Source organism: Synechococcus lacustris str. Tous, assembly GCF_003011125.1.
Classification (GTDB): Bacteria; Cyanobacteriota; Cyanobacteriia; order PCC-6307; family Cyanobiaceae; genus Synechococcus_D; species Synechococcus_D lacustris.
The window spans coordinates 66,475-89,703 of record NZ_PXVC01000004.1; the positions used below are offsets into that span (position 1 = coordinate 66,475).

At 52.3% G+C, this 23,229-nt stretch carries 25 protein-coding genes and 1 tRNA gene; 19 read left to right on the top strand and 7 right to left on the bottom strand.

From position 1 onward, the window contains the following. Positions 1-124 precede the first annotated feature (124 nt). From pstC to pstB, 3 genes are read left to right on the top strand one after another with little or no spacing between them, the layout of a single operon-like run. On the top strand, positions 125-1,081 hold the full coding sequence (pstC, locus tag C7K08_RS01950; protein WP_106498963.1) for a phosphate ABC transporter permease subunit PstC: 957 nt from the start codon (positions 125-127) through the stop codon (positions 1,079-1,081). A gap of 38 nt (positions 1,082-1,119) precedes the next feature. Continuing rightward, positions 1,120-2,013, top strand: coding sequence for a phosphate ABC transporter permease PstA (gene pstA, locus C7K08_RS01955; RefSeq protein WP_106498964.1), 894 nt, complete (start codon positions 1,120-1,122; stop codon positions 2,011-2,013). A gap of 45 nt (positions 2,014-2,058) precedes the next feature. Further along, the gene (pstB, locus tag C7K08_RS01960; RefSeq protein WP_106498965.1) at positions 2,059-2,874 is read left to right on the top strand and encodes a phosphate ABC transporter ATP-binding protein PstB; all 816 of its coding nucleotides are present in this window, start codon (positions 2,059-2,061) and stop codon (positions 2,872-2,874) included. 60 nt (positions 2,875-2,934) lie between these two features. Here pstB and C7K08_RS01965 read toward each other — a convergent pair whose 3' ends face one another. Both C7K08_RS01965 and C7K08_RS01970 read right to left on the bottom strand, forming a co-directional pair. Further along, positions 2,935-3,966 (bottom strand): PstS family phosphate ABC transporter substrate-binding protein, encoded by a 1,032-nt coding sequence (locus C7K08_RS01965; protein WP_241536967.1) that lies wholly within the window; start codon positions 3,964-3,966, stop codon positions 2,935-2,937. 93 nt (positions 3,967-4,059) lie between these two features. Next, a tRNA-Ser gene (locus tag C7K08_RS01970) sits at positions 4,060-4,146 on the bottom strand. A 54-nt stretch (positions 4,147-4,200) separates the two neighbouring features. Between C7K08_RS01970 and C7K08_RS01975 the strand changes: the two genes are divergently transcribed. The 6 genes from C7K08_RS01975 (at position 4,201) to rpmB (ending at position 9,216) form a co-directional block, all read left to right on the top strand. Next, on the top strand, positions 4,201-4,569 hold the full coding sequence (locus C7K08_RS01975; RefSeq protein WP_106498966.1) for a 2Fe-2S iron-sulfur cluster-binding protein: 369 nt from the start codon (positions 4,201-4,203) through the stop codon (positions 4,567-4,569). Positions 4,570-4,572: 3 nt separating this feature from the next. Next, positions 4,573-5,394: an inositol monophosphatase family protein gene (locus C7K08_RS01980; RefSeq protein ID WP_106498967.1), complete on the top strand. Its 822-nt coding sequence runs from the start codon at positions 4,573-4,575 to the stop codon at positions 5,392-5,394. Between the two features lie 27 nt (positions 5,395-5,421). Next, positions 5,422-6,603, top strand: a complete 1,182-nt coding sequence (locus tag C7K08_RS01985; RefSeq protein WP_106498968.1) for an ATP phosphoribosyltransferase regulatory subunit — start codon at positions 5,422-5,424, stop codon at positions 6,601-6,603. An 81-nt stretch (positions 6,604-6,684) separates the two neighbouring features. Then, on the top strand, positions 6,685-6,909 hold the full coding sequence (locus tag C7K08_RS01990) for an indolepyruvate ferredoxin oxidoreductase subunit alpha (protein ID WP_106498969.1): 225 nt from the start codon (positions 6,685-6,687) through the stop codon (positions 6,907-6,909). Between the two features lie 86 nt (positions 6,910-6,995). After that, positions 6,996-8,921 carry a molecular chaperone HtpG gene (gene htpG, locus C7K08_RS01995; protein WP_106499008.1) on the top strand — a complete coding sequence of 642 codons (1,926 nt, stop codon included), beginning with the start codon at positions 6,996-6,998 and terminating at the stop codon, positions 8,919-8,921. Between the two features lie 58 nt (positions 8,922-8,979). Beyond that, the gene (rpmB, locus tag C7K08_RS02000) at positions 8,980-9,216 is read left to right on the top strand and encodes a 50S ribosomal protein L28 (RefSeq protein ID WP_106498970.1); all 237 of its coding nucleotides are present in this window, start codon (positions 8,980-8,982) and stop codon (positions 9,214-9,216) included. Between the two features lie 43 nt (positions 9,217-9,259). On the opposite strand, the gene csaB is transcribed toward rpmB, so the two are convergent. Then, positions 9,260-10,375 (bottom strand): polysaccharide pyruvyl transferase CsaB, encoded by a 1,116-nt coding sequence (gene csaB / locus C7K08_RS02005; RefSeq protein WP_106499009.1) that lies wholly within the window; start codon positions 10,373-10,375, stop codon positions 9,260-9,262. A gap of 16 nt (positions 10,376-10,391) precedes the next feature. Here csaB and C7K08_RS02010 point away from each other — a divergent pair, with 16 nt between their 5' ends. The 3 genes from C7K08_RS02010 to psaK are packed head-to-tail and all read left to right on the top strand — an operon-like array spanning position 10,392 to position 11,313. Then, a complete protein-coding gene (locus C7K08_RS02010) occupies positions 10,392-10,697 on the top strand; it encodes a DUF2499 domain-containing protein (protein ID WP_106498971.1) in 306 nt (101 codons plus the stop codon). Further along, positions 10,694-11,041: a DUF3593 domain-containing protein gene (locus C7K08_RS02015; protein WP_106498972.1), complete on the top strand. Its 348-nt coding sequence runs from the start codon at positions 10,694-10,696 to the stop codon at positions 11,039-11,041. Before C7K08_RS02010 ends, C7K08_RS02015 begins: the two co-directional genes overlap by 4 nt. Further along, on the top strand, positions 11,038-11,313 hold the full coding sequence (gene psaK / locus C7K08_RS02020) for a photosystem I reaction center subunit PsaK (RefSeq protein ID WP_106498973.1): 276 nt from the start codon (positions 11,038-11,040) through the stop codon (positions 11,311-11,313). The genes C7K08_RS02015 and psaK overlap by 4 nt, the downstream gene beginning before the upstream one ends. Before the next feature lie 10 nt (positions 11,314-11,323). Here psaK and C7K08_RS02025 read toward each other — a convergent pair whose 3' ends face one another. Continuing rightward, positions 11,324-12,541, bottom strand: coding sequence for an NAD(P)/FAD-dependent oxidoreductase (locus tag C7K08_RS02025; RefSeq protein WP_106498974.1), 1,218 nt, complete (start codon positions 12,539-12,541; stop codon positions 11,324-11,326). Beyond that, positions 12,542-14,461, bottom strand: a complete 1,920-nt coding sequence (dxs, locus tag C7K08_RS02030; RefSeq protein WP_106498975.1) for a 1-deoxy-D-xylulose-5-phosphate synthase — start codon at positions 14,459-14,461, stop codon at positions 12,542-12,544. It lies immediately after the preceding gene. A gap of 76 nt (positions 14,462-14,537) precedes the next feature. Between dxs and ilvA the strand changes: the two genes are divergently transcribed. The 3 genes from ilvA (at position 14,538) to C7K08_RS02045 (ending at position 16,941) form a co-directional block, all read left to right on the top strand. Beyond that, on the top strand, positions 14,538-16,058 hold the full coding sequence (ilvA, locus tag C7K08_RS02035) for a threonine ammonia-lyase, biosynthetic (RefSeq protein ID WP_106498976.1): 1,521 nt from the start codon (positions 14,538-14,540) through the stop codon (positions 16,056-16,058). A 62-nt stretch (positions 16,059-16,120) separates the two neighbouring features. Then, positions 16,121-16,612 (top strand): SMC-Scp complex subunit ScpB, encoded by a 492-nt coding sequence (gene scpB / locus C7K08_RS02040; RefSeq protein WP_106498977.1) that lies wholly within the window; start codon positions 16,121-16,123, stop codon positions 16,610-16,612. Positions 16,613-16,635: 23 nt separating this feature from the next. Beyond that, positions 16,636-16,941, top strand: a complete 306-nt coding sequence (locus C7K08_RS02045) for a YggT family protein (protein ID WP_106498978.1) — start codon at positions 16,636-16,638, stop codon at positions 16,939-16,941. Between the two features lie 5 nt (positions 16,942-16,946). Here the strand turns inward: C7K08_RS02045 and C7K08_RS02050 are convergent, their stop codons facing one another. Both C7K08_RS02050 and C7K08_RS02055 read right to left on the bottom strand, forming a co-directional pair. Next, a complete protein-coding gene (locus C7K08_RS02050) occupies positions 16,947-17,411 on the bottom strand; it encodes a hypothetical protein (RefSeq protein ID WP_106498979.1) in 465 nt (154 codons plus the stop codon). Continuing rightward, positions 17,411-17,740, bottom strand: coding sequence for a nucleoside triphosphate pyrophosphohydrolase family protein (locus C7K08_RS02055; RefSeq protein ID WP_106498980.1), 330 nt, complete (start codon positions 17,738-17,740; stop codon positions 17,411-17,413). The genes C7K08_RS02050 and C7K08_RS02055 overlap by 1 nt, the downstream gene beginning before the upstream one ends. A 45-nt stretch (positions 17,741-17,785) precedes the next feature. On the opposite strand from C7K08_RS02055, the gene pyk reads away from it, so the two are divergent. The 4 genes from pyk (at position 17,786) to ftsH (ending at position 23,221) form a co-directional block, all read left to right on the top strand. Beyond that, on the top strand, positions 17,786-19,570 hold the full coding sequence (gene pyk, locus C7K08_RS02060) for a pyruvate kinase (RefSeq protein WP_106498981.1): 1,785 nt from the start codon (positions 17,786-17,788) through the stop codon (positions 19,568-19,570). Between the two features lie 6 nt (positions 19,571-19,576). Then, positions 19,577-20,806 (top strand): ABC transporter permease, encoded by a 1,230-nt coding sequence (locus C7K08_RS02065; protein WP_106498982.1) that lies wholly within the window; start codon positions 19,577-19,579, stop codon positions 20,804-20,806. Then, the gene (locus C7K08_RS02070; protein WP_255098255.1) at positions 20,803-21,222 is read left to right on the top strand and encodes an NUDIX hydrolase; all 420 of its coding nucleotides are present in this window, start codon (positions 20,803-20,805) and stop codon (positions 21,220-21,222) included. The genes C7K08_RS02065 and C7K08_RS02070 overlap by 4 nt, the downstream gene beginning before the upstream one ends. A gap of 79 nt (positions 21,223-21,301) precedes the next feature. Next, complete coding sequence (gene ftsH / locus C7K08_RS02075; protein WP_106498983.1) at positions 21,302-23,221, top strand: ATP-dependent zinc metalloprotease FtsH; 1,920 nt, start codon at positions 21,302-21,304, stop codon at positions 23,219-23,221. Positions 23,222-23,229: the final 8 nt, after the last annotated feature.

Consider the following 23,229-nt stretch of genomic DNA (forward strand, 5'->3'; position numbering starts at 1 on the left):
TAACTTAATTTTTAAATTCTTTACCAAAGGGGGGCAATTTGCCCCCCTTTTTTTTGTTCTATCCAAATAGCTTAACTTGCAGTTAAGCATCCTCCAGCATGCTTAGGTTTCTGCAATTTGATTTATGGAAGCAACCCGCAGAGATCTGCTCTACACCCTGCGCCACAGACCAGCAAGTGACAAATTGCTAGACAACGGCTTCCGCTCTTTGGTAACTGCGCTGGCAGCTCTGGTGGGAATTATTCTTTTTGGCATATTTCTTGTTGTTTTTTGGGAAGCGAGGGAGGCAATTAAATTATTTGGTATTAACTTTCTCACCAGCACCACCTGGAATCCAGTTGAAGAGAAATTTGGTGCCTTCACTGCCATATATGGCACAATTTTAACCTCCGTGTTGGCATTGGTTTTAGCTGTTCCTCTCGGTGTTGGCACAGCAATATTCTTAACTGAAAATTTTATCGCCTTGAAATATCGAACGATCATTTCAAATATGGTTGAGTTGCTCGCTGCAATTCCTTCCGTTGTTTTGGGATTATGGGCGATATTTGTTCTTGAGCCATCGATCAGGCCAGTATTAAATCTGATCCATAACAACTTGGGATTTATTCCTTTTTTCAGCACGCCYGCCAACGGCCCAGGTTTTATGCCTGCCGTTTTGATCTTGGTGGTTATGCTCCTGCCGATTATCACGGCAATCTCAAGGGATTGCTTAAATCAAGTGCCCCCTGATCTACGCCAGGCCGCCTACGGAATTGGTGCAACCCGCTGGACTGCAATTTTTCAAGTTCTCTTACCAGCAGCCATTTCTGGAATCATCGGCGGAATCATGCTTGCCCTTGGCAGGGCCATGGGAGAAACGATGGCTGTAACGATGATTATCGGCAACTCAACAAGCTTTAATCTTTCTTGGTTTGCCCCTGGCAATACTATTGCCGCATTACTTGCCAACCAGTTTGGCGAAGCTGATGGCGTACAGGTTTCAGCTTTAATGTATGCAGCTTTGGTTTTAATGATAATAACTTTTATWGTTAATGTGCTAGCCCAATGGATAGTTAAGCGGTTGAGCTTAAAATATGAGTAACAACAAATCAATCTCACCCAAAACTTTAATTTACTAAAATGACATCWTCARTTTCCAACTTCAYTCCAACGTCACTGCACCGCAAACCAGGTCTACTTAGGAACCAGGCCAACGKTTTCATGACTGGCCTGGCCTCCGCGTTTGCAACAATTGCCGTTCTGCCGCTGATTTTTGTTATTGCCTATGTGCTCTTTAAGGGTATTTCAGTTATCAGGCCATTAATGTTTGTTCAACTGCCACCCCCACCAGGACTTGAAGGCGGTGGCATTGGAAATGCGCTTTTGGGCACCCTCCTTGTAACCCTGATTTCGGTTGTATTTTCTGTTCCAGTAGGCGTTGGTGGTGGCATTTATTTGGCTGAATTTTCCCAGGGCAATAAATTTGCAGAGTTTGTGAGATTCGGTACCAATGTATTGGCGGGTGTACCYTCAATTATCGCCGGTGTGTTTATYTATGGTTTGGTGGTTTCAACAAGAGTTTTGTTTGGCAATAGTTATTCGGCTGTAGCCGGCGGCTTGGCCCTCTCTGTGCTGATGCTCCCAACAATTATTAAAACCACAGATGAAGGTTTAAAGCTCGTACCCCAAGAACTCAGATGGGGTGCCCTTGGCGTTGGGGCATCTAAGTTTGTTACCACAATGAAGGTTGTTTTACCCGCTGCGGTAGCACCCATTGCAACCGGCATTGTTTTAGCAATTGCCAGATCCGCCGGTGAAACAGCTCCACTTATATTTACTGCACTCTTTTCACCTTTCTGGCCAGAGGGTATTTTCAAACCGCTCGCAACAATGTCTGTTTTGATATTTAATTTTGCAATCATGCCCTACGAGGCTCAAATCACTCTGGCTTGGGCRGCYTCTTTCGTTTTGGTAATTATGATCTTGGGAATGAACATCTTTGCCCGCTGGATTTCTGGCTTTGCCCAGCGTTAACAAGCCACTGTCAAGCTACACAAAAATCTCCACTAAAAAATTCAAATGACCTTCACCACCCACATCACCGACGTTCCCGACGACCAGGTTGCTATCACCTGCGACAACGTAACGATYAGCTATGGCTCCTTTGAAGCTGTTAAGAGTGTTTTTCTAGAGGTGCCCCGCGGCAAGGTAACCGCATTCATCGGACCCTCCGGCTGCGGTAAAAGCACTGTTTTGCGCTGCTTTAACCGGATGAATGATTTGATCCCAAGCTTTAGCCTAAAAGGCAGAATTATTTATGAAGGCCAGGATTTATACGAACCCAAGGTGGATCCCGTTGAAGTGCGCAGGCGCATTGGCATGGTGTTTCAAAGGCCAAACCCATTTCCAAAAAGCATCTATGAAAATATTGCCTTTGGGGCAAGGATAAACGGCTACAGCGGCGACATGGACGAGTTGGTTGARCGTTCCCTGCGCCGGGCAGCAGTTTGGGACGAATGCAAAGACAAACTTCAAGAGAGTGGTTATTCCCTTTCTGGTGGCCAACAGCAAAGGCTTTGTATTGCCCGCACAATCGCCACCCAACCTGATGTAATTCTGATGGATGAGCCCTGCTCAGCGCTCGATCCGATCTCAACTCTAAAAGTTGAAGAAACAATGCATGAACTGAAGAAAGAGTTCACGATTGTGATTGTTACCCACAACATGCAACAGGCTGTGCGTGTATCAGACATGACCGCCTTCTACAATGCCGTTGCCGTTGAAGGTGGCAGTGGCAAGGTGGGCTACTTAGTTGAATTTGATGAAACAGCCAACATCTTCAATAATCCAAAGCAACAATCAACCCAAGAATATGTGAGCGGTAGGTTCGGTTGATCTAAATATATAGGCTATCCCCAAAAGGTAGATACAAAAACCTCCCCAAGGGGAGGTTTTTTAATTGCGGAATTCTGGCCTTTTATTGCTATCGATGCTTCTATTAAGTAATTCACCTATGCCAGCACCCACGGGGAGTTCACCAGCGAAAGAACTACCGCGAACATCACGGAACAGCTTGTTTTCTACGATTCGATATTGCGAATTAGATAGGGGGATGTAGCCTTCTTTGGCAACAAAACCAGCTGCATTTCTCAAATAAAAGCCAATGAATGCCCTTAGGGATGGGTTATTTTTTATTTGATTGCCATTAATATAAATAAATATTGGCCTAGAAAGTGGTTGATAGGTTTCATTTTGAACATTTTTGATRGATGGCAGAACACTGCCCTTCGCTCCCTCGATTGCTAGGGCGCGGAGTTTGGCTTGATTGGCCTTGTAATTGGCAAATCCGAAATAGGCGAGGCCATTGGGATCTGAGCTGATATTTTTTACGATAATATTATCATCTTCACTACTGCTATAGTCGGCCCTAGAATTATCGGCATCGCCATTAATAGCCTTGTTAAAATATTCGTATGTACCTGAATCCTTGCCAGGTCCATAAAGATTAATTGGCTTTGCAGGCCAATCTAAATTCACCTGATTCCAGCGTTCCACCCTGCCCTGGGCGTCGCGGGACCAAAGTCTCTTAAGTTCGATCAAGGAAATATTCTTGGCCCAGGTGTTTGCAGAATTTACTACTACCGTTAGCGCATCAAAGCCKATAGGCAGTTCATAAAAATCAATTTTTGCTGCAGCACAGGCTTTTAGTTCCTTGGTGTTAATGGGCCGTGATGCATTACTAATTGCAGTTTTTCCAGAGCAAAAATCCCTAAACCCAGCCCCTGTTCCATTAACAACTACGGGCGTGAATAATGCTTTGCCAGCAGCACCAGTTTTGCGATATTCCTTAATCGCMAGCTCTGTTATGGGGGCGACGGTGCTGGAGCCACTGCTGCTTATTGAACTGATTTGGGCCCTTGAGGATAGGGGCGCTAGCAACAAACCAATTGCCACACCAAAAACAACTGATCCGGATCGGCTGCTCACTAGAACCACAATTCCCACAAAATCTGTTCCTGAATAATGGGGAGCTTTCTTTGTGGCTTCTTTAAGGCAAGGTAGCCATGCTGCAAATTGAAACGGAGAGGGAGGGATTCGAACCCTCGATAGAGTTGCCCCTATACAGCATTTCCAGTGCTGCGCCTTCGACCACTCGGCCACCTCTCCTTAACTGGCTTTGAATAGCCCGTGGCAACCTAGCAGTTGAACCCTTAACTCCCCATGGCTGTTCTTCATCGGGTTACCATCCACGACCGGCAACGGGGGRAAACCCATAGYGCCAATCTGCCAGAGGGTTCCTACGTGCTCCAGGGCTTTGAGGCCCTTGGCACGCCATTGCCCTTCAGCTGCAGGAATGGCTGTTGCACCGCTTGCGCCGTAAGGGTGCTTGAGGGCAACCTGGAGCAGCCGGAAGCCCTTGGCCTTTCGCGCGCTCTTAAGCAAAAGGGCTATGCCCTCCTTTGCGTTGCCCAGGTGAGCGGCGCCTTGGTTGCAGAAACCCAAGCCGAGGATGAGGTTTATTTATTGCAATTTGGCCAAGCCTTCGCCCGCGGCAGGGTGCGCAAAGCAATCCCCCTTGAGGACCATTGATCAATGCCCACTCAAAGCCCTTTAGAACTGCTTGAAATAGCCAAAGAAGCGGCGGCCGCTGGCTCCGATGCCTTAATGAAGCACTGGGGAAAGCTTGAGCAAGTGCGTAGCAAAGGCAGGCCCGGCGACCTGGTTACGGAAGCTGATCTAGCAGCTGAGGCAGCCGTTCTTGCTGTGCTGCATCAGCGCAGCCCGCTCATAGGTGTGTTGGCCGAGGAAACAGGCCTGCAAGGCCCCCTTGGCGAATTGCAGTGGTGCGTAGATCCCCTTGATGGCACCACGAACTACGCCCATGGGTTTCCCCTATTTGCCTGTTCTGTTGGGCTTCTAAAAAATGGCAAGCCAATTCTTGGTGCCATTGAAGCCCCAGCCCTGCAGCAGTCTTATTGGGGGGGCCATGGCCTAGGCGCCTATTGCAACGGCGATCTGCTTCARGTTTCCGGTTGCAACGATTTAAGCGAATCACTACTGGTAACTGGATTTGCCTACGACCGCTTTGAAGTGCAAAACAACAACTACACCGAATTTTGTTATTTCTCCCACCGCAGCCATGGGGTTAGRCGCGGTGGCGCCGCCTCCCTTGATTTGGCCTTTGTGGCAGCAGGGMGGCTAGACGGCTACTGGGAAAGGGGTTTGCAGCCGTGGGACCTGGCAGCAGGTGTTGCCCTAATTGAGGCGGCCGGAGGAGTTGTGTGTGATTACAACGGTTCAGCGCTGGATCTTGCTAGCGGCAGGGTTGTGGCATCCAGCCCAGGGCTWATGGAGCCTTTATTGGCTGGTTTATCYAGCTGCCAACCGATGCCTAAAGAGATTTACAAAGCATAGGATTTGGCCGATGTTGCGTAAGCACCCATGGCCTTGCAGCCCGCCAGCGGCGCCCGCGATCTTTTGCCCCAGGATGTGGGGGCAAAYCGATGGATTTGTGATCGCCTCGCCGAGGTTTATCAGCTATGGGGTTACAGCGAGGTAACACCCCCCAGCATCGAACGTTTAGACACCCTTGAAGCTGGGGGGGCTATCGCCTCAGCCCAGGTTTTACAGGTTGTTGCMGATGAGCCCTTAGGCCTGCGGCCAGAGATGACAGCCAGCATTGCCAGGGCCGCTTGCACTCGGCTMGAGGCGCTGCAAAGGCCTTTACGACTGCATTACAGCGGCTCGATCTTTTTGGCTGAAAGGCTTGATGGCGAAAATCCAAAAATCAACGAGCAACTACAAAGCGGCGTTGAATTAATGGGTAGCGCCAGCCCAGCTGGGGATGCTGAATTGCTCAGGCTTTTGCTTGATGCCGCAGGGCATCTACCCCTAAACGAAAAGCACGCCCCCTGTTTATTAATCGGTCACCAAGGGCTGCTTGAACTAGTGCTTGAAAAAATTGAGCCATCTGTTCAGCAAAATTGCCGCCGGGCCCTCTGCCATGGGGATCAGCTGGGTTTAAAACAAATAGCCATAAACAACAAKCAACTGCAACTGCTGCTGCAAATAATCAAATTGAGGGGAACRCCAAAGCTGGTGTTGGAAAAACTTAAWAACTTGCTTGGCCCTGCAGCACTGCTGGATGAGCTTGAGGAGTTGCTTTCGGCGATAGCGCCCCTTGCTGCCAGCGTTGGAATTCGCTTGCAACTAGATCCAACCTTTCAACCCCAATTCGCCCTCTACGACGGCTTGGTAATGCAATTGGTGTGCCAGGGGCCCCATGCACCAGTGGCCATTGCCAACGGTGGCCGCTACAACAAATTGTTGAAAAAATTCAGCCCTCTAGATGCCGAGGCCACAGGGGTGGGCTTTAGTTTCTCCGTTGGCGAGGTGCGGGTTTTGCTTGGCAATGCCAGCGGCCATGCCCCCCTTCCAAACAAAAACTGTTGGCTCGTGGCATTTCAGCGATCTGAGCTGCTGAACCAAGCCCTAAACCTCCAGCAGCAGTGCCACCGCCGCGGCGAACAGGCTGAACTYTGGCCTCAYCCCTGCAACACAAAAGAGGAGGCAGAAAAWCATGCCGCGGCCCGAGGCATCAGCTTGCTCAACTGGCTCAGCTAAAAGCTCGATTCCAATCTTTARTCAACCARCAAGCATTTTTGCTTTTGRGATTTTAGAGTTTCATYAACGAGGATTAATCCGATGGCCCACACGATCATCAGCAACGTGTGTGAAGGCATTGCCGACTGTGTTGATGCCTGCCCCGTTGCCTGCATWCACCCCGGCAAAGGGGCAAATCCCAAGGGAACAGCCTTTTATTGGATTGATTTTCAAACCTGCATCGATTGTGGCATTTGCCTGCAAGTGTGCCCGGTTGAGGGTGCAATTTTGCCTGAGGAACGCCCTGAACTACAGCAAATCAGCTAAGCCGGTTCGGAGAACCCACCCTCAAGGGGCCTTGAGYTTTGGAGGAGCAGCTGCCTAAGGTTGAAAAGTTTTTAATTGATCTACYCATGACGGTGCTAGAAGAAAAAGGTCAGATACAGATTCACACCGAAAATATTTTTCCAATAATCAAGAAGGCAGTTTATAGCGGCCACGAGGTTTTCCTTAGGGAATTAGTTAGTAATGGCACCGATGCCATCAGCAAAAGGCGCATGGCTGCCATGGCTGGAGATTGCAGCGAAGGACCTGAAGGTTGCATTCAAATACGAATAGATAGGGAAGCCAATACCCTCACCATCAGCGACAACGGCATCGGCATGACAGCCGATGAGGTGAAGCGCTACATAAATCAAGTTGCCTTCTCCAGCGCAGAGGAATTTCTAGAAAAATACAAACGGGAGAGCGATGCAATTATCGGCCACTTTGGCCTTGGCTTCTACTCCAGCTTCATGGTTGCAAAACAGGTGGAGCTGCTCAGCCTCAGCGCAAAAGATGGTTCAGAAGCAGTGCGCTGGAGCTGTGATGGTTCGCCAAACTTCAGCCTTGAAGCTGGCGAGAGGGCTGAACCGGGCACCGATATAATTTTACATCTCCAAGATGAGGAACTCGAATATATTGAGCCMGCAAGAATACGCAATCTWATAACAACTTATTGTGATTTCATGCCGGTTGCAGTTCAGCTYGATGGGGAAACAGTAAACAAGCGTGAGGCGCCCTGGAGACAAAGCCCAAGGGACTTAAAAGACGAAGAYTACCTTAATTTATATCGCTATCTTTAYCCTTTTCAAGGCGACCCCTTGCTATGGGTGCATTTAAATACCGATTACCCATACAATTTACAAGGAATATTATATTTTCCCCAGCTCGCTGGCCGAGGGGACTGGGACAAGGGCGAAATTAGGCTTTACTGCAACCAAGTATTTGTAAGCGATTCAATTAAGGAGGTTGTYCCCCGCTACCTGCTGCCTTTACGCGGGGTGCTCGATTCACCAGATATCCCCTTAAACGTAAGCAGATCAGCCTTACAAACCGAYCGCAAGGTGCGCTCAATTGGTGGTTTTGTTGCTAAAAARGTTGGTGATCGWCTCAAGGAATTAAAACGAAATAATCCAAGCAGATATGCCGAAATATGGGATTCAGTGGCTCCATTTATTAAAATTGGTGCCATGGAAGATGATAAGTTTGCTGATCAAATTGCAGAAATAATTYTATTTGGCACCACCTTRAAGACAGATAATTCCGATGAKCAGGGCGACGCTCCAGAGCCAGATCCAATCCGATTCGCTGAAAAGAGYTTCACCACCCTTAGCGGTTACACATCCCGCACCGATGCAAAYCACAAGGAACGGGTTCTYTATTGCAACGAYGAAGCCGCCCAGGCCGGCGCCCTTGCCCTCTGGCAGGGMCAGGGGACTGARGTTTTGTTGGCTGATTCATTAATTGATGCTCAATTCATTCCYTGGCTTGAAATGCGCCATGGTGAATTGAAATTTCAGCGGGTTGATTCCGAGCTGGATTCAAGCCTTCAAGAGCAGGAACCAAGCCTTGCCGATGCCGATGGCAAAGAAGCAAGCGAAAAATTGCGCGATCTATTCAAGCAGTCGTTATCAAACGACAAAATCACCATTCAGGTGCAGAGCCTTAAGGGCGAAAACGCACCGGCAGCCTTAATTCTTTTGCCGGAGCAGATGCGCCGCCTAAACGACATGGGAGCYCTGATGGAACAGAGGYTGCCAGGCCTACCAGACCACCACGTGCTGCTCGTAAACCGTCGTCACCGCCTTGTGGATGGATTGCTRAAGCTTTCATCTGGAGCGGTGCTCACAACCAGCCCTGGGGCCAATTCCCCAAGCCAGGTGTTAGCGGAACAGCTGAGCCGCCACCTCTATGAGATGGCCAGGTTGGCCGTGGGTGGCCTCGAGCCAAATCAGCTGGCTGGTTTTCAACAACGCAGTTGCGATCTGATGGGGCAGCTGATGGARMGGGGCCTCTGAATCAATGCCCCRCTCCTTTGCTAAGCTAGTGRGCTAGTTCTTATTTGGAATTCAGTAGATGTCTCGGGTGTGCCAGCTAACCGGTCAACGGGCCAACAACGGCATGGCCGTTAGCCACTCCCATGTGCGCACCAAAAAGCTGCAGCAGGTGAACCTGCARTACCGCAGGCTCTGGTGGGCTGAAGGGAACCGCTGGGTAAAAATTCGGCTTTCCACCAGGGCCCTGCGCACTGTTCAAAAGAAGGGCTTAGGTGCATTTGCAAAGGAACTGGGCGTAAACCTYGCCAAGGTTTGATTTTACAAGTTGRTTTTTAATRATTTAATTTTTGAYAAYTTAATTAATAWYAACTTGGTTTRAGTTGCTTTTTTAGCATTATTCCATGTACKGCTGAGCTATTAATTTGAATATTTATTTGATCGCCCAATAGCGGTTTATCCAGTTGTTTATTCCAGCTGGAATAAATAGTTTCTGAATTGTTAGGCACCTCTGCCAAATCAAGGCAAGGGCACCCCAAACCTGCTGCTGCTGCTGCCACCTTTGGGTCGTAGCTGAGGGCAGTGCAGGGTGCTCCAGTTAAGGCGGCAAGGATCAGAGCGTGCAAACGCATTGCCAACACCAACCCCGCCAGGGATGCCTCTGCCATGGCCTCTTCAGGCCGTTCAAGGCAAAGTTCCCTTGAGCATCTCCATAGGGATTCCGGCATCAGCCCCCTTGCATAGAGCTGTTGCCATAAACCCCGGTCTTGATGGGCATGGAAAGGCATCCACAACACCTGGCGATGGTTTTGCTCGGCCAATTGGGCTACGGCCTCAAGCAAAACCCGCCACTGGTGGTTKTGCAGCAATGCTGTGGGCCGCCAAGCCAAAATTATTGGTCCGCCACGGCCGCGCCAATGGCCTTTGGCTAGGCACCACACGGGATCAGCACCAATGGGGTCKGGGGCCATGGGGCTGCGGCCCAATTGGCGGGCCAATCCGGCGGAGCCTGGATCACGCCAACTGGCAGCCTGCACAATTGCCAGGAGAAAACGCACCAATTGCCTACTGGGCCAGCGCTTCAAGGGCCCCAGCCCCTGGCCCCAAAGTAAAACCGCTTTGCCCTGCAACCGGGCCGCRATTATCAGGGCTGCATAGAAGATCAAACTTTTAAAACTTGTGCTGTCTTGCAGCAAACTGCCACCACCAAAAATCAATAGCTCGCAACGGGCCAATGCCCTAAGAGTGCTGCTTAGGCTGCGGCGATTGCAGGTTTGAACACCAAATCGTTTAGCTACTTGAACCTGATCCGCTGCGGTAACAACAACATTGCAACCAGCACCCACCTGGGCCAAAAGCGCCTGGAGTAGAGCATCATCCCCAAGATTGTGTTCGCCGTAATAACCGCAGATCAGCAGTTTGTTTGGGGAGGGAACCACAGCGATCGTCCATGCCCCTGTCAGTGTGAGCCATGGCATTACTAAATTGCCAGCAATGCACATCCTTTCCTTTCACACCTGGGTTATTCACCTCAGTTCAGTGCTGGAGTGGCTACTTGCAATGGCTGCTGTGGTTGCCTGGGGAGAAAGAAAGCATGAGCCTGAATGGCGCTGGCTTGCCCTTGCCATGGTGCCCGCCTTAGCYAGTGCCCTTTGCGCCTGCACCTGGCACCTTTTTGATAACAGCATTGACTTGCAYTGGTTAGTAACCCTGCAAGCAAGCCTCACCCTGCTGGGCAACTGCTGCTTAGCGGCTGCCGCCTGGTTAATTGCCCGTTCGGCCAAACCGCAGCTGCCATGAACGATCCAGCAGCACCTTTATTTGCAGCATCCCTGCTGCCATACCTTCTTTTCCTTTGGTGGGCAAAACGCAGTGGCCGTTTTCCRCCTCTCGCCCTTTGGGGCTTTGCATTAACACTTTTATTTGTGGCGATCACCATTGGCGCAGCAACCATTGCCCTTAACCGCTATGGGCAGGAATTGGCCAACGTGGATTGGCTCCATGGCGGCGCAGAAGCATTCCTGAGCCTTAGCAATTTGGTGTTGCTTTTAGGTTTCGGCAGTGAACAAGTCTTACGGCCTGCGGCACAATCCGCCCCAGGGCAAGATGATCAACTAGCCGCACCAAGGCCCCCTAAAAAATGACTGTTATTCCAACCCTGATCAGCCCAGTACTRGCACTCACCCCCGCAGTGGTTACTTGGACCCCCAAGGTGGGTTTAGTGATGATCCTCTGCAACGTAATTGCCATCGCCATTGGCAAAGCAACCATCAAATATCCAAACGAGGGTTTGGCTCTACCAAACAACAGTTTCTTTGGCGGCTTTGGCCACGGCGCCCTTTTGGCCACCACCAGCCTTGGCCACATCATCGGAATCGGTGCAATTCAAGGCCTTGCAGCTTCTGGTGTTCTTTGAACACCAGCCCCTAGCCAAATAAATAGGGAAGAGCCCTCAGGCCGAAGCGTTCAAAGCGGTAGTTAAAAAGCAGTTCCGATAAATCCKCAGCGCTGCAATGGTTTAGCCCCTGCAGCAACCGCTCCATGCGTTGATCTGCCGCCTTGTTATCCAGGCCCCACCAAGTGCGTTTAGCAAGGCGTCCACTCAAGCTCCAGCGGGTTCCCAATTGCCCCTGGAGCTTTTTTKTATAGGTTTTAATCAAGCCTTGATTTGCTTTTTCATCGCCTGGATTGGCAAGGGCATCGAGCAACAAGGGCAATAGAACCCTGGCGCTCTCCATGGCATGGCGTATGCCCTCACCACCCAACAAATTTGCGGTGCTAACTGCATCACCAAGGGCAAGCAACCGCCCACGGCCATGGCAATCACTCCGCTGCACCCGGCTGCGGATCACCCCGCCATGGCGATTAATAACCGTTGCTCCCCCCAAATCCAGCTCCTTGAGGARTTGCTTTTGCAATTGGCCAAGGGCAAGGCCACCTAGCTGCTTGCTTTGCCAAGGAGGAGGCAAACGACACACACCCACCTTCAACAGGCCAGGCTGCATCGGAAATACCCAGCCATAACCATTGGGAACCCAGCTACTGCCAAGCGCAAAGCTGAGTTTCTTACTCCAGTGCTGCCAACGGCCCATATCTACCTTTAACAACCACTCAAGCCCGATTCCGAGCAGTAGGTGGTCTTTAACAAGGTTGCTGGTTTCACCAATAAAGCAACGGCTTTGGCCTGTGGCATCAACCACCCAATTGGATTTCACCTTTGTGATTTTTCCATGGGGATCCCTCAATTTGGTAATTAATTGATTGCTGTTTGAATTGGTTTCCACTGCAACAACGCTGCTGGCGAGCCGCACTTCACCACCAAGGGCCTGAACCTGAACCGTTAACCAGTGGCGCAGGCCGCCAAAATCCAACACCGCCCCCAGGGCATGCTGTTGCTGCCATTGATGCCAAATAGCATTCGGTCCGAGCAGCTGCCAACCGTGCCAGCTAGCTGCCAAAACCTCCGCAGGCAAACCAAAACGGCTAACACTGGCAAGGGGCAGGGCGGCGCTGCTAAATGCCGCCTGCCGCATATCAGCCAAACGATCAACTAAACAAACAGACACGCCGGCCTGGGCCAAACAGCGGGCCAACTCCCCCCCCGCTGGGCCAGCACCAGCAACTAAAACCTCAAAACTCTCCACTCACACCGGTTGAGCTTCGCGGTATTGATGGTTTAGGGCAACGCCAAATTTATCGGAAATCCTTTGGGCCATTTGGCTTGGTGTKAGGCCAAGGGCCTGCTTGGATTGATCCGGACTGGCGTGGTCTACCAGTTGGTCGGGGATTCCAATGCGTAAAACCGGCACCAACACATCCTGATCCTGAAGGGCCTCGAGCACGGCAGCGCCAAAGCCCCCCGCCAGACACCCCTCCTCCATCGTTACTACCCTGCCGATGCGGCGGGCCATGGGCACAAGCAAACTTTCATCAAGGGGCCTCAGGAAACGGGCGTTAACAACCGCAGCCCTTATCCCCTGCTCCTGGAGCAATCCGGCTGTTGCCATGGCGGGCGCCACCATGGCCCCATAGGCAACAATCAGCAGATCATCACCTTCAGCCAATTGTTCAGCCCTGCCAATTTCTAAGGGCTCCCAGCCTTCCTCCAGCAAGGGAACGCCTTCTCCCTCRCCCCTTGGTATGCGAAGGGCTGTGGGTCCTGGATGGGCAATACAAGTAACAAGCATCCGCTGCAATTCCGCCTCATCCTTCGGGGCCATCACCGTGAAATTCGGAATACARCGCAGGTAAGARATGTCGTATTGACCCTGGTGGGTGGGACCATCGGCTCCCACGATGCCGGCCCGATCCATCACAAAACAAACGGGAAGATTTTGAATGCCAACATCATGAATTAGYTGGTCGTAAGCCCTTTGCAAAAAGGTGCTGTAGATGGCAGCAACTGGCCTTAATCCRTCGGMKGCCATGCCGGCTGCAAGGGTTACTGCATGTTGTTCAGCAATACCAACATCTATGTATTGCTGCGGTAGTGCTTTTTGAAGCAGATCTAATCCGGTACCGGTTGCCATCGCTGCTGTTATGCCAACAATATTGCTGTTTTGCTCGCAGAGTTTCACAAGGGTTTGACCAAACACYTTGCTGTAGCTCGGTGGTTTTGGTCGCTTTGCTGGAAAAGATTTTCCGGTGGATAAATCAAAGGCAGATTGGGCGTGATAACCAACTTGATCAGCTTCCGCATAGGGATATCCCTTGCCTTTGGTGGTAACTACATGTACTARAACAGGCCCATCGCAGCGGTGGGCTGCCTGAAAAGTGCGCATCATTGCAGCCATGTCGTGGCCATCAACTGGTCCCATATAGGTGAATCCCAACTCTTCGAATACCGCCCCAACTTTCGGCACGGCTAGGCGTTTCATTCCCTCCTTTAAACGACTCAACTCCGATGGCAATTGTCCGTGCATAAAAGGCAAACTTTTTACAGCTTCCTCAGCACTGCCACTAAGAAATTGCACCGGTGGGCTTAAACGCATCCGGTTTAGATAGGTGGAAAGTGCMCCMACSGGTGGTGATATCGACATGTCGTTGTCGTTTAACACCACCATGAATTTGGTGTGGGGCAAATGCCCCGCATGGTTTATCGCCTCTAGGGCCATCCCACCGGTTAAGGCGCCATCACCGATTACGGCAACGCATTTATGGCTTAAGCCCTGGCGATCCCTGGCCAGGGCCATGCCAAGGGCAGCGGAGATGCTCGTGGAAGCATGGCCAGCGCCAAAATGATCAAAGCGGCTCTCAGAACGTTTTAAGTAGCCAGCCACTCCCCCCTGTTGCCTAAGGGTATGGAATTGGCCGTAGCGGCCGGTTATCAATTTGTGGGGATAGGCCTGATGACCCACATCCCAAACAACCCGGTCGTGGTCGAGGTCGAGGGTTTGATAGAGGGCCAGGGTTAGTTCAACAACCCCAAGGCCAGGGCCCAGATGACCACCGCTGGTTGAAACAGTTTCCAGGTGCTTTTCACGGATCTGGCGGGCAATTGCCTCCAATTCCAGCAGGGTTAGGCCGTGCAATTGATTCGGATGACTCAGCTCACTGAGGTGCATTCCGCCGCGTTTCTGTGGTAACTAAATCTAGGCCCCCCACACCAAGGCTGAAGATATAGGTGTGAAATGAGGCGCAATGCAGGGTTACCTACAACGAATCCTGAGGGCCAGGGTCTACGACGTAGCCCTTGTTACCCCCCTAGAGCCAGCACCCACCTTGTCGGCAAGGCTTGGGCAAAGGGTTTTACTCAAAAGGGAAGACCTGCAACCGGTTTTTTCATTCAAATTGCGCGGCGCCTTCAACAAGATGGTGCAACTGAGCCAAAAGCAACGTGAGCAGGGGGTGATCGCAGCAAGTGCCGGCAACCACGCCCAGGGGGTGGCCCTGGCGGCCCAAAAACTTGGCTGCAAAGCTTTGATCGTGATGCCCCTCACAACGCCGCGAACAAAGGTGGAAGCGGTGCAAAGGCTGGGTGCTGAGGTGTTGCTCCACGGTGATACCTACGACGAAGCCCATGAACGGGCCCGCGAATTGGAAGCCGAGCGCAAGCTTTGTTTTATCCACCCCTTTGATGATCCAGATGTGATCGCTGGCCAGGGCACCATCGGCCTGGAGATATTGCGTCAGTGCCCTGAGCCCCCCCATGCCATCTACCTTGCAGTTGGCGGTGGTGGCTTGATCGCCGGCGTTGGCGCCTACGTGAAATCACTGTGGCCAGATGTGGARATCATCGGCGTGGAACCTGTGGATGCCGATGCCATGACCCAATCCCTTGCCGCCGGCAAGCGGGTGTGCCTTGACCAGGTGGGTTTATTTGCCGATGGGGTAGCCGTAAAACAAGTGGGACAGGAAACCTTTCGGCTCGCCCAGCAGGTGGTGGATCGGATGGTAACGGTGGATAGCGATGCCATCTGCGCGGCAATTAAAGATGTTTTTGAAGACACCCGCTCAATTCTTGAGCCGGCCGGAGCCCTCGCCATAGCTGGGCTTAAGGCCGATGCCGTWGGCCGCCCGAAGGGTCAGCAATTGGTGGCCGTGGCCTGCGGCGCAAATATGAATTTTGAAAGGCTGCGTTTTGTAGCTGAACGGGCCGAATTGGGTGAAGAACGGGAGGCGATGTTTGCCGTTGAAATTCCCGAGGGGGCMGGAAGTTTGCGGCAATTTTGCCGTTTGCTTGGCACCCACAACCTCACCGAATTTAGCTATCGCTTAGCTGCTGGGGTGAAGGCTCAAATTTTTATCGGTGTACAAATTATTAATAAAGCTGATGCTGCCGCCCTAGCWGAAAAGCTGATCAATGCGGGCTTTCCCTGCGTGAACCTTTCAGGCAATGAATTAGCAAAGTTGCACCTGCGCCACATGGTGGGCGGACGCCTACCCCAAGGATCTGGCGATAACAACCTGGAGGAATTGCTCTATCGCTTTGAATTTCCCGAGAGGCCAGGTGCCTTGATGGCTTTTGTTGAAGAATTAAACCCCTGTTGGAATATCTCGATTTTTCACTACCGCAATCAAGGCTCTGATGTGGGAAGAATCGTGCTGGGCGTGCAGGTTCCTAAGCAGCAATCAAGTGATTGGCAGCWATTCCTTAGGCAGCTCAAGGTGCCTTGGGCAGATGAAACCAAGAACCCGGCCTATCAATTATTTCTGGTGTGATTATTGCAAGTRTAAACATTTTTAATTTGAACATTCTAACTTGAGCATGCCTAAAGTGAACCGTGGCAAATCCAAACCTTTCCCTACCGGCCCAACTTGAGGCAGTGCTYTATCTGAAGGGCCGCTGCCTCAGCTTGCATCAACTCAGTGAGCTTGTGCATTCCCCCCCTGAAGAGGTGGAACTTGCCCTGATTACCTTGATGGCCGACTACGCCCATCGCGACACCGCCTTGGAAATCCGCCAGGAAAGTGCTGGCTTCAGTTTGCAATTACGGGCCGACCTCAGTGATCTAGTGCAGGAATTGGTTCCCGTAGACCTCAGCACGGCCAGCCTGCGCACCCTTGCCACCGTTGCCCTAAAAAAACGCATCCTGCAATCGGAGCTGGTAGACCTGCGGGGCAGCGGCGCCTACGACCACATCAAAGAGCTGGTGGARCAGGGTTTCATTGAAAGAAGGCGCCAAAGCGATGGCCGCTCTTTCTGGATAAGCCTCACGGAAAAATTCCATCGCACTTTCAGCGTAAAAAGCAGCGCTGGCGGTGAGGCTGGATAGATTTAAACCATTCGCCTAATCCCATGGACAGCAGCCTCCTCCTCAGCTCCTTTCTGCAGGTGCTTGCCCAAACCCTCAGTATTTACACWTTTGTTTTGGTGGTGCGRGTGCTGCTGAGCTGGTTCCCCAACCTCGATTGGAGCAATCCATTGCTCTCAACCTTGAGCTCGATAACCGACCCATACCTGAATGTTTTTCGCGGGCTTATCCCCCCCCTGGGCGGCCTTGATCTATCAGCTTTGGTGGCCTTTTTTGCMCTGCAGATTGGTGGTGGCCTGCTGAGCCAGTTGGCGATGAGCACCGCACCATCATTYAGCTCTTTTCAGTAATTTTTTTATTCTTCCAAGTTCAATTCCAGCTCAAGCGGTAAACGTTCATCGTTAACACCCGCCCTAGCCCTTACGGGCGCGCTAAAGCCCTTGGCCTTGGCGTGGCTCACCTGAAGGGGGCCAGGGGTGCCAGCAGGCACCGAAAGCCTTAGGGCAAAGGCAGAACGGCCTGGCTGCACATCACCGATGGAGCCAACCCTGGTGCGATTTTGTAAAACCGGTTCTCCGCTGGCATCAAGTATTTGGGCAAATACATCRGTATCAACCACCGGTTTAGCTCCACTGTTCAGCACCTCGCCGCTGAGGGCATAGCAGCTGGCCCCTAGGGGCCTGCGAAATTCCGGTTGGGCACCCACATCKGCCTGGGGGCAGGGTTCAAGTTTTACCTCCAACACCTGCAAAACCGCTGCCAGAGCAGGGGGCGCCCAAAACAACAGAATTGCCAGAAGTAAACCCAGTAAAGAAGCCATCAACGTTGATCACCACTGCCGGAGATCACGTTACGGGCAGCGCGGCTTTGCAGTTTTTCTAAATTTGCCTCGGCTATGGCCTCAAGGCCAAAACCCAACTCATCAGCCAATTGGGACACATACCAGAGCACATCGCCCAATTCCATGGCGATTGCCTGCTTTTGCTCGCTATTGAACTCACCGKCGCCATCACGTAACACCTTTTTTACCTTGTCTGCCACTTCTCCGGCTTCACCGCACAGGCCCAAGGTGGGATAAAGGATGTTGTTGCCTCGGTGGGGGTAGAGGGCCGTTCGCCGGGCAAGGAGCTGATAGGAATTGAGTTCCATTTGATCTGTAGGGTGATAGCTTCCGCTGCGTCTCAAGCCCGGTTCATGCCAAAGCCCGACCTGCAGCGACGCACCAAGATTGTCGCCACCATCGGGCCCGCCACCGAATCGCCGGAAATGATTCGCGAGTTAATTCTTGCGGGCGCCACCACCTTTCGACTCAATTTTTCCCACGGCGACCACTCTGAACATGCCCAGCGGGCAGCCACAATTCGTCAGGTAGCCCACAAATTGGGAATGCATGTGGGCATTCTTCAAGATTTACAGGGACCCAAAATTCGTCTCGGTAGGTTTAATGCTGGMCCCATAACCCTGGCTAAAGGCGACCCTTTTGCCCTAACTGCAAGGGATGTGGCCTGCGATCAACACATCGCCACCGTTACCTACGACAAATTGGCGGTTGAAGTGCCACCCGGCAGTCGCATCCTGATGGACGACGGCAAGGTGGAAATGCTGGTTGATTGGATCGATCAACAGGAACAAACCCTCCATTGCAAAGTAACCGTGGGGGGGGTGCTCTCCAATAACAAGGGGGTTAATTTCCCCGATGTGTTGCTTTCYGTRCGGGCACTAACCGCTAAAGATCGCAACGACCTCGCCTTTGGCTTACAGCTGGGGGTGGATTGGGTTGCCCTGAGCTTTGTGCGCAATCCATCAGAYATGGAGGAGATTCGCGAGTTGATTCGCAGCCTTGGCCATAGAACCCCAGTGATYGCAAAAATAGAAAAATTTGAAGCGATTGATCAAATCGATTCAATCCTGCCCCTCTGCCATGGGGTAATGGTTGCCCGCGGTGACCTCGGCGTGGARATGGCAGCAGAGGAGGTGCCACTGCTGCAAAAGGAATTAATCCGCAAGGCCAATTCGATGGGCATCCCGATAATYACCGCCACCCAAATGCTCGACAGCATGGCCACAAACGCCAGGCCCACTAGGGCCGAGGTAAGTGATGTGGCCAATGCGATTCTCGATGGCACCGATGCTGTGATGCTTTCAAACGAAACCGCCGTGGGCCAATACCCGGTGGAGGCGGTGGAAACCATGGCTCGCATCGCCAGGCGCATCGAGCAAAATTATCCAAACCGCCAACCGGATACCCAGCTGGCCAGCACGATTCCCAATGCCATCAGCCAAGCGGTGAGCACCATCGCAAATCAACTGGATGCAGCYGCGATCCTGCCCTTAACCAAAAGTGGTGCAACGGCAAGAAATGTGAGTAAGTTCCGCCCCTCCACGCCCATCCTTGCTGTTACCAGCGAGGTGAAGGTGGCCCGTCAGCTGCAACTGGTTTGGGGCGTTAAYCCATTGGTKATYAGCACCCAAAGTTCCACCAGCCGCACCTTCAGCATTGCCATGGGTGTTGCCCAAGAACAGGGATTGCTAGAGGAGGGCGACCTGGTGGTGCAAACCGCCGGCACCCTCAGTGGCGTGAGTGGTTCCACTGATTTGGTGAAAGTTGGGATCGTTTCTGCGGTGTTGGGCAGGGGTACCGGTTTTGGTAATGCTTCCGTWAGCGGCAAGGTGCGCYTGGCCCAAAACCCTGAGGAGGCAGCTGGCATCGAGCCCGGTGAGATTTTGGTGGTGTCCCACACCACCGCTTCATACCTGGAGGCGATCCGCCGCGCCGGCGGGGTGATCACAGAGGAAGACGGCAGTCAAAGCCACGCCGCTGTTATCGGCCAACGCTTGGGTATTCCCGTGATTGTGGGCGTTGCACAGGTAACCAGTGATGTGCGCCAAGGTGAGGTAGTTACGCTTGATATCCGCCATGGGGTRGTTCACCGGGGTACCCATGTGCACGACCACAGCAGCGCCGACAACATTGGCTAATCGGCCATGAGTGCCCGTTTACCCATAAAAGACACCATTGGCATGGCCCTTGGGGCCCTGAGTTCGAATCGCTTGCGCTCAGCATTAACAATGCTTGGCATCGTGATTGGCAATGCCTCTGTAATCACCCTTGTGGGGGTTGGGAAGGGGGCTCAAAACTTGGCAGAGGGTCAACTAAGCACCCTTGGGGCAAATGTGTTGTTTGTGGTGCCTGGCAACAACGACACCCGTAGACGCGGCATTGAAACGCCCAAAACCTTGGTTTTAGARGATGCCAACGCCATCCTTGAGCAAGTGCCAAGCGTGGGCCGTGTGGCACCCCAAATCACCCTGAGCGAAACGGTAAGGGCAAGGGATTTAAGCGCCACTGCAACGGTTTCCGGGATCACCCCCGAATTTTTRGCGGTGCGACGTTTTGATATGGCCCAGGGTCGTTTTTTTAGTGATGCCGACCTCCAAGGCGCCCGCAATGTGGCGGTGCTGGGCCCCGACTTGGCGGCGCGCCTACTGCCAGGGGGCTATCCAATCGGCAAGGAGGTGCGCATCCGCAATCAGTCGTTCCAGGTGGTGGGGATCATGGCTTCAAAAGGAGCTTTTCTTGGCCAAAACCAAGATGATGCCGCCTACGTGCCCCTCAGCACCATGGTGAGTCGGCTGAGTGGCAGAGATCCCACCTTTGGCACCTCCCTCAGTTTTGTGAGCGTGGAAGCAAAAGATGAAAAATCGGTGAGTGCCGCCAAATTTCAGATCAGTAATCTGCTGCGCCTGCGCCACAAAATCCTCAGGGAAGACGACTTTGCTGTGCGCTCCCAAAAAGATGCCCTTTCAATTGTGGGAACAATCACCGGGGGSCTCACCTTGATGCTTGGCGCCATAGGCGCGATTTCACTTCTGGTGGGAGGTATTGGCATCATGAACATCATGTTGGTGTCTGTWAGTGAACGCACCCAAGAGATCGGCCTKCGCAAGGCCGTAGGTGCCCGCAGCAACGATGTGTTGCTGCAATTYCTTGTGGAAGCCCTCGTGGTGTCGAGCTTGGGGGGGTTGGTGGGCAGCCTGATAGGGCTCGGGGCAGTTCTGGCGGTAGCGGCCTTAACGCCCCTGCCAGCGGCCATCGGCCTGGCCAGCGTTGCTAGCACCGTTGCCCTATCTGGCTCCATTGGCCTCTTTTTTGGGGTGGTGCCWGCAAGGCGGGCCGCCCAATTAGATCCAATTGTTGCCCTGCGSCGCCTGTGAATCCACCAGAGGTTGCCCTTGCCATGCTCGAGCGCCAGGGCAAATGGCTACTGCAATTAAGGGACGACGTTGCCGGAATCGTGTATCCGGGCACCTGGGCCCTSTTTGGCGGTCATCTGGAGCCAGGGGAAACAGCCATGGAAGCCGTGCAAAGGGAGCTATTGGAGGAAATCAACTGGACCTCCACCCAGCTAGAACCCTGGTTTGTGCAAAGCAGCCCCCAAAGGGTGGCCCATTTCTTCCGTGGTTCCCTTGGGGTGCCCTTAACGGAGCTAACGCTCCTGGAGGGTCAAGACATGGTKTTAGCCAGCTTGGCAGAACTGCGCAGTGGTGAGGTTTTRAGCCCAAAAAATGCTGAAATCCGACCCTTTGCCCCATCGCTGCAATGGGCAGTAACTGAACTTTTGAAGCAATAAAGCGCTGGGGGAGCCCCGCTGGCTTCTCAGGGTCTTTACAATTRCGAAACAATTTTRGCCAGCGGCTGCAAAACCATCCATGAACAACCGTTGGCGCACCGTTCTGCTTTGGGCKTTACCTATCTCCTTAGGTTTATTTCTGCTCTGGCAGGTAATTGCTAACGGTGGCCCGGCACGGGTTGTTAATCAACCAAATTTGGCACCCCGCAACAGTGCCGTAGCCCGCATGACCTACGGCCGCTTCCTCGATTATGTGGATGCTGGAAGGGTAACTTCTGTRGATATTTTTGATGGTGGCCGCAGTGCGGTTGTAGAAGCCGTTGATCCAGATATCGACAACCGYGTTCAACGTTTACGGGTTGATTTGCCTGGATTAGCACCAGAACTGGTTAATAAATTAAAAGAAGAAGGGATCAGTTTTGATATCCATCCCCCCCGCAGTGCTCCKCCTGTTYTAGGTGTTTTAGGCAATTTGTTATTTCCTCTTTTACTCATTGGCTCTTTGGTTTTATTGGCTCGCCGCTCCTCAAACATGCCTGGGGGCCCTGGCCARGCCATGCAATTCGGCAAAACAAAAGCCCGCTTTTTAATGGAGGCTGAAACCGGAGTTAAATTTGATGATGTGGCGGGAGTTGAAGAAGCAAAAGAAGATCTCCAGGARGTAGTTACCTTTCTCAAACAGCCGGAAAGATTYACTGCCGTTGGTGCAACTATTCCAAGGGGTGTGCTCCTTGTAGGCCCCCCTGGAACCGGTAAAACCCTCCTGGCAAAAGCSATCGCTGGCGAAGCTGGTGTGCCCTTCTTYTCCCTRGCCGGCTCRGAATTTGTTGAGATGTTTGTTGGTGTGGGTGCAAGCCGAGTAAGGGACYTGTTTAAGCGGGCTAAGGAGAATGCCCCTTGTTTGATTTTTATCGATGAAATAGATGCTGTAGGCCGTCAAAGGGGTGCTGGTATTGGCGGCGGCAACGACGAAAGGGAGCAAACCCTTAACCAGCTGCTCACTGAAATGGACGGATTTGAAGGTAATAACGGAGTGATAATTATTGCTGCAACAAACAGGGCTGATGTTCTTGACTCCGCCCTGATGCGTCCGGGTAGATTCGACCGTCAGGTGAGTGTGGATGCCCCTGACATCAAGGGCAGGCTTTCCATTTTAAAGGTGCATTCACGCAATAAAACTTTGGCGGAAGATGTGAGCCTTGAAATGATCGCTAGGCGCACCCCTGGCTTCACCGGTGCTGATCTCGCCAACCTACTTAATGAAGCTGCAATCCTCACAGCGCGGCGCCGCAAAACTGCCACCGGCTTGGCTGAGATAGACGACGCCGTAGATCGTGTAATTGCCGGCATGGAAGGTACACCCCTTACCGATGGCCGCAGCAAGCGTTTGATCGCWTATCACGAAGTGGGTCATGCCCTAGTGGGAACCCTTGTTCAACACCATGATCCCGTTCAGAAAGTAACCCTMATTCCCAGGGGACAAGCCCAGGGCCTCACCTGGTTCTCCCCWGATGAAGAGCAAATGCTGGTGAGCCGTGCCCAACTAAGGGCACGCATCATGGGTGCCCTGGGGGGCCGTGCTGCAGAGGCAATTGTTTTTGGCCATGCCGAAGTAACCACTGGAGCAGCTGGTGATATTCAGCAGGTGGCCGGGATGGCACGCCAAATGGTTACCCGTTTTGGCATGAGCGAACTGGGTCCGATGTCCCTTGAAGCGGGCAATCAAGAGGTTTTTGTTGGCCGCGACCTAATGACGCGCAGCGATGTATCCGACTCCATCACCAATCGCATCGATGGTCAGGTRAGATTGATTGTTGATAAGTGCTATCAAGACACCTTGGCGCTTCTAGAGCAGCAGCGCCCCTGTATGGATTGTTTAGTGGAACTTTTAATCGAGAGTGAAAGCCTTGATGGCGATAAGTTTAGGGAGGTTGTGAGTACATTTGCTGCTATTCCTGACAAGGAAAGGTTCTCCCCGCTACTGCCTGCCAGCCCCTAAGGGTGCAT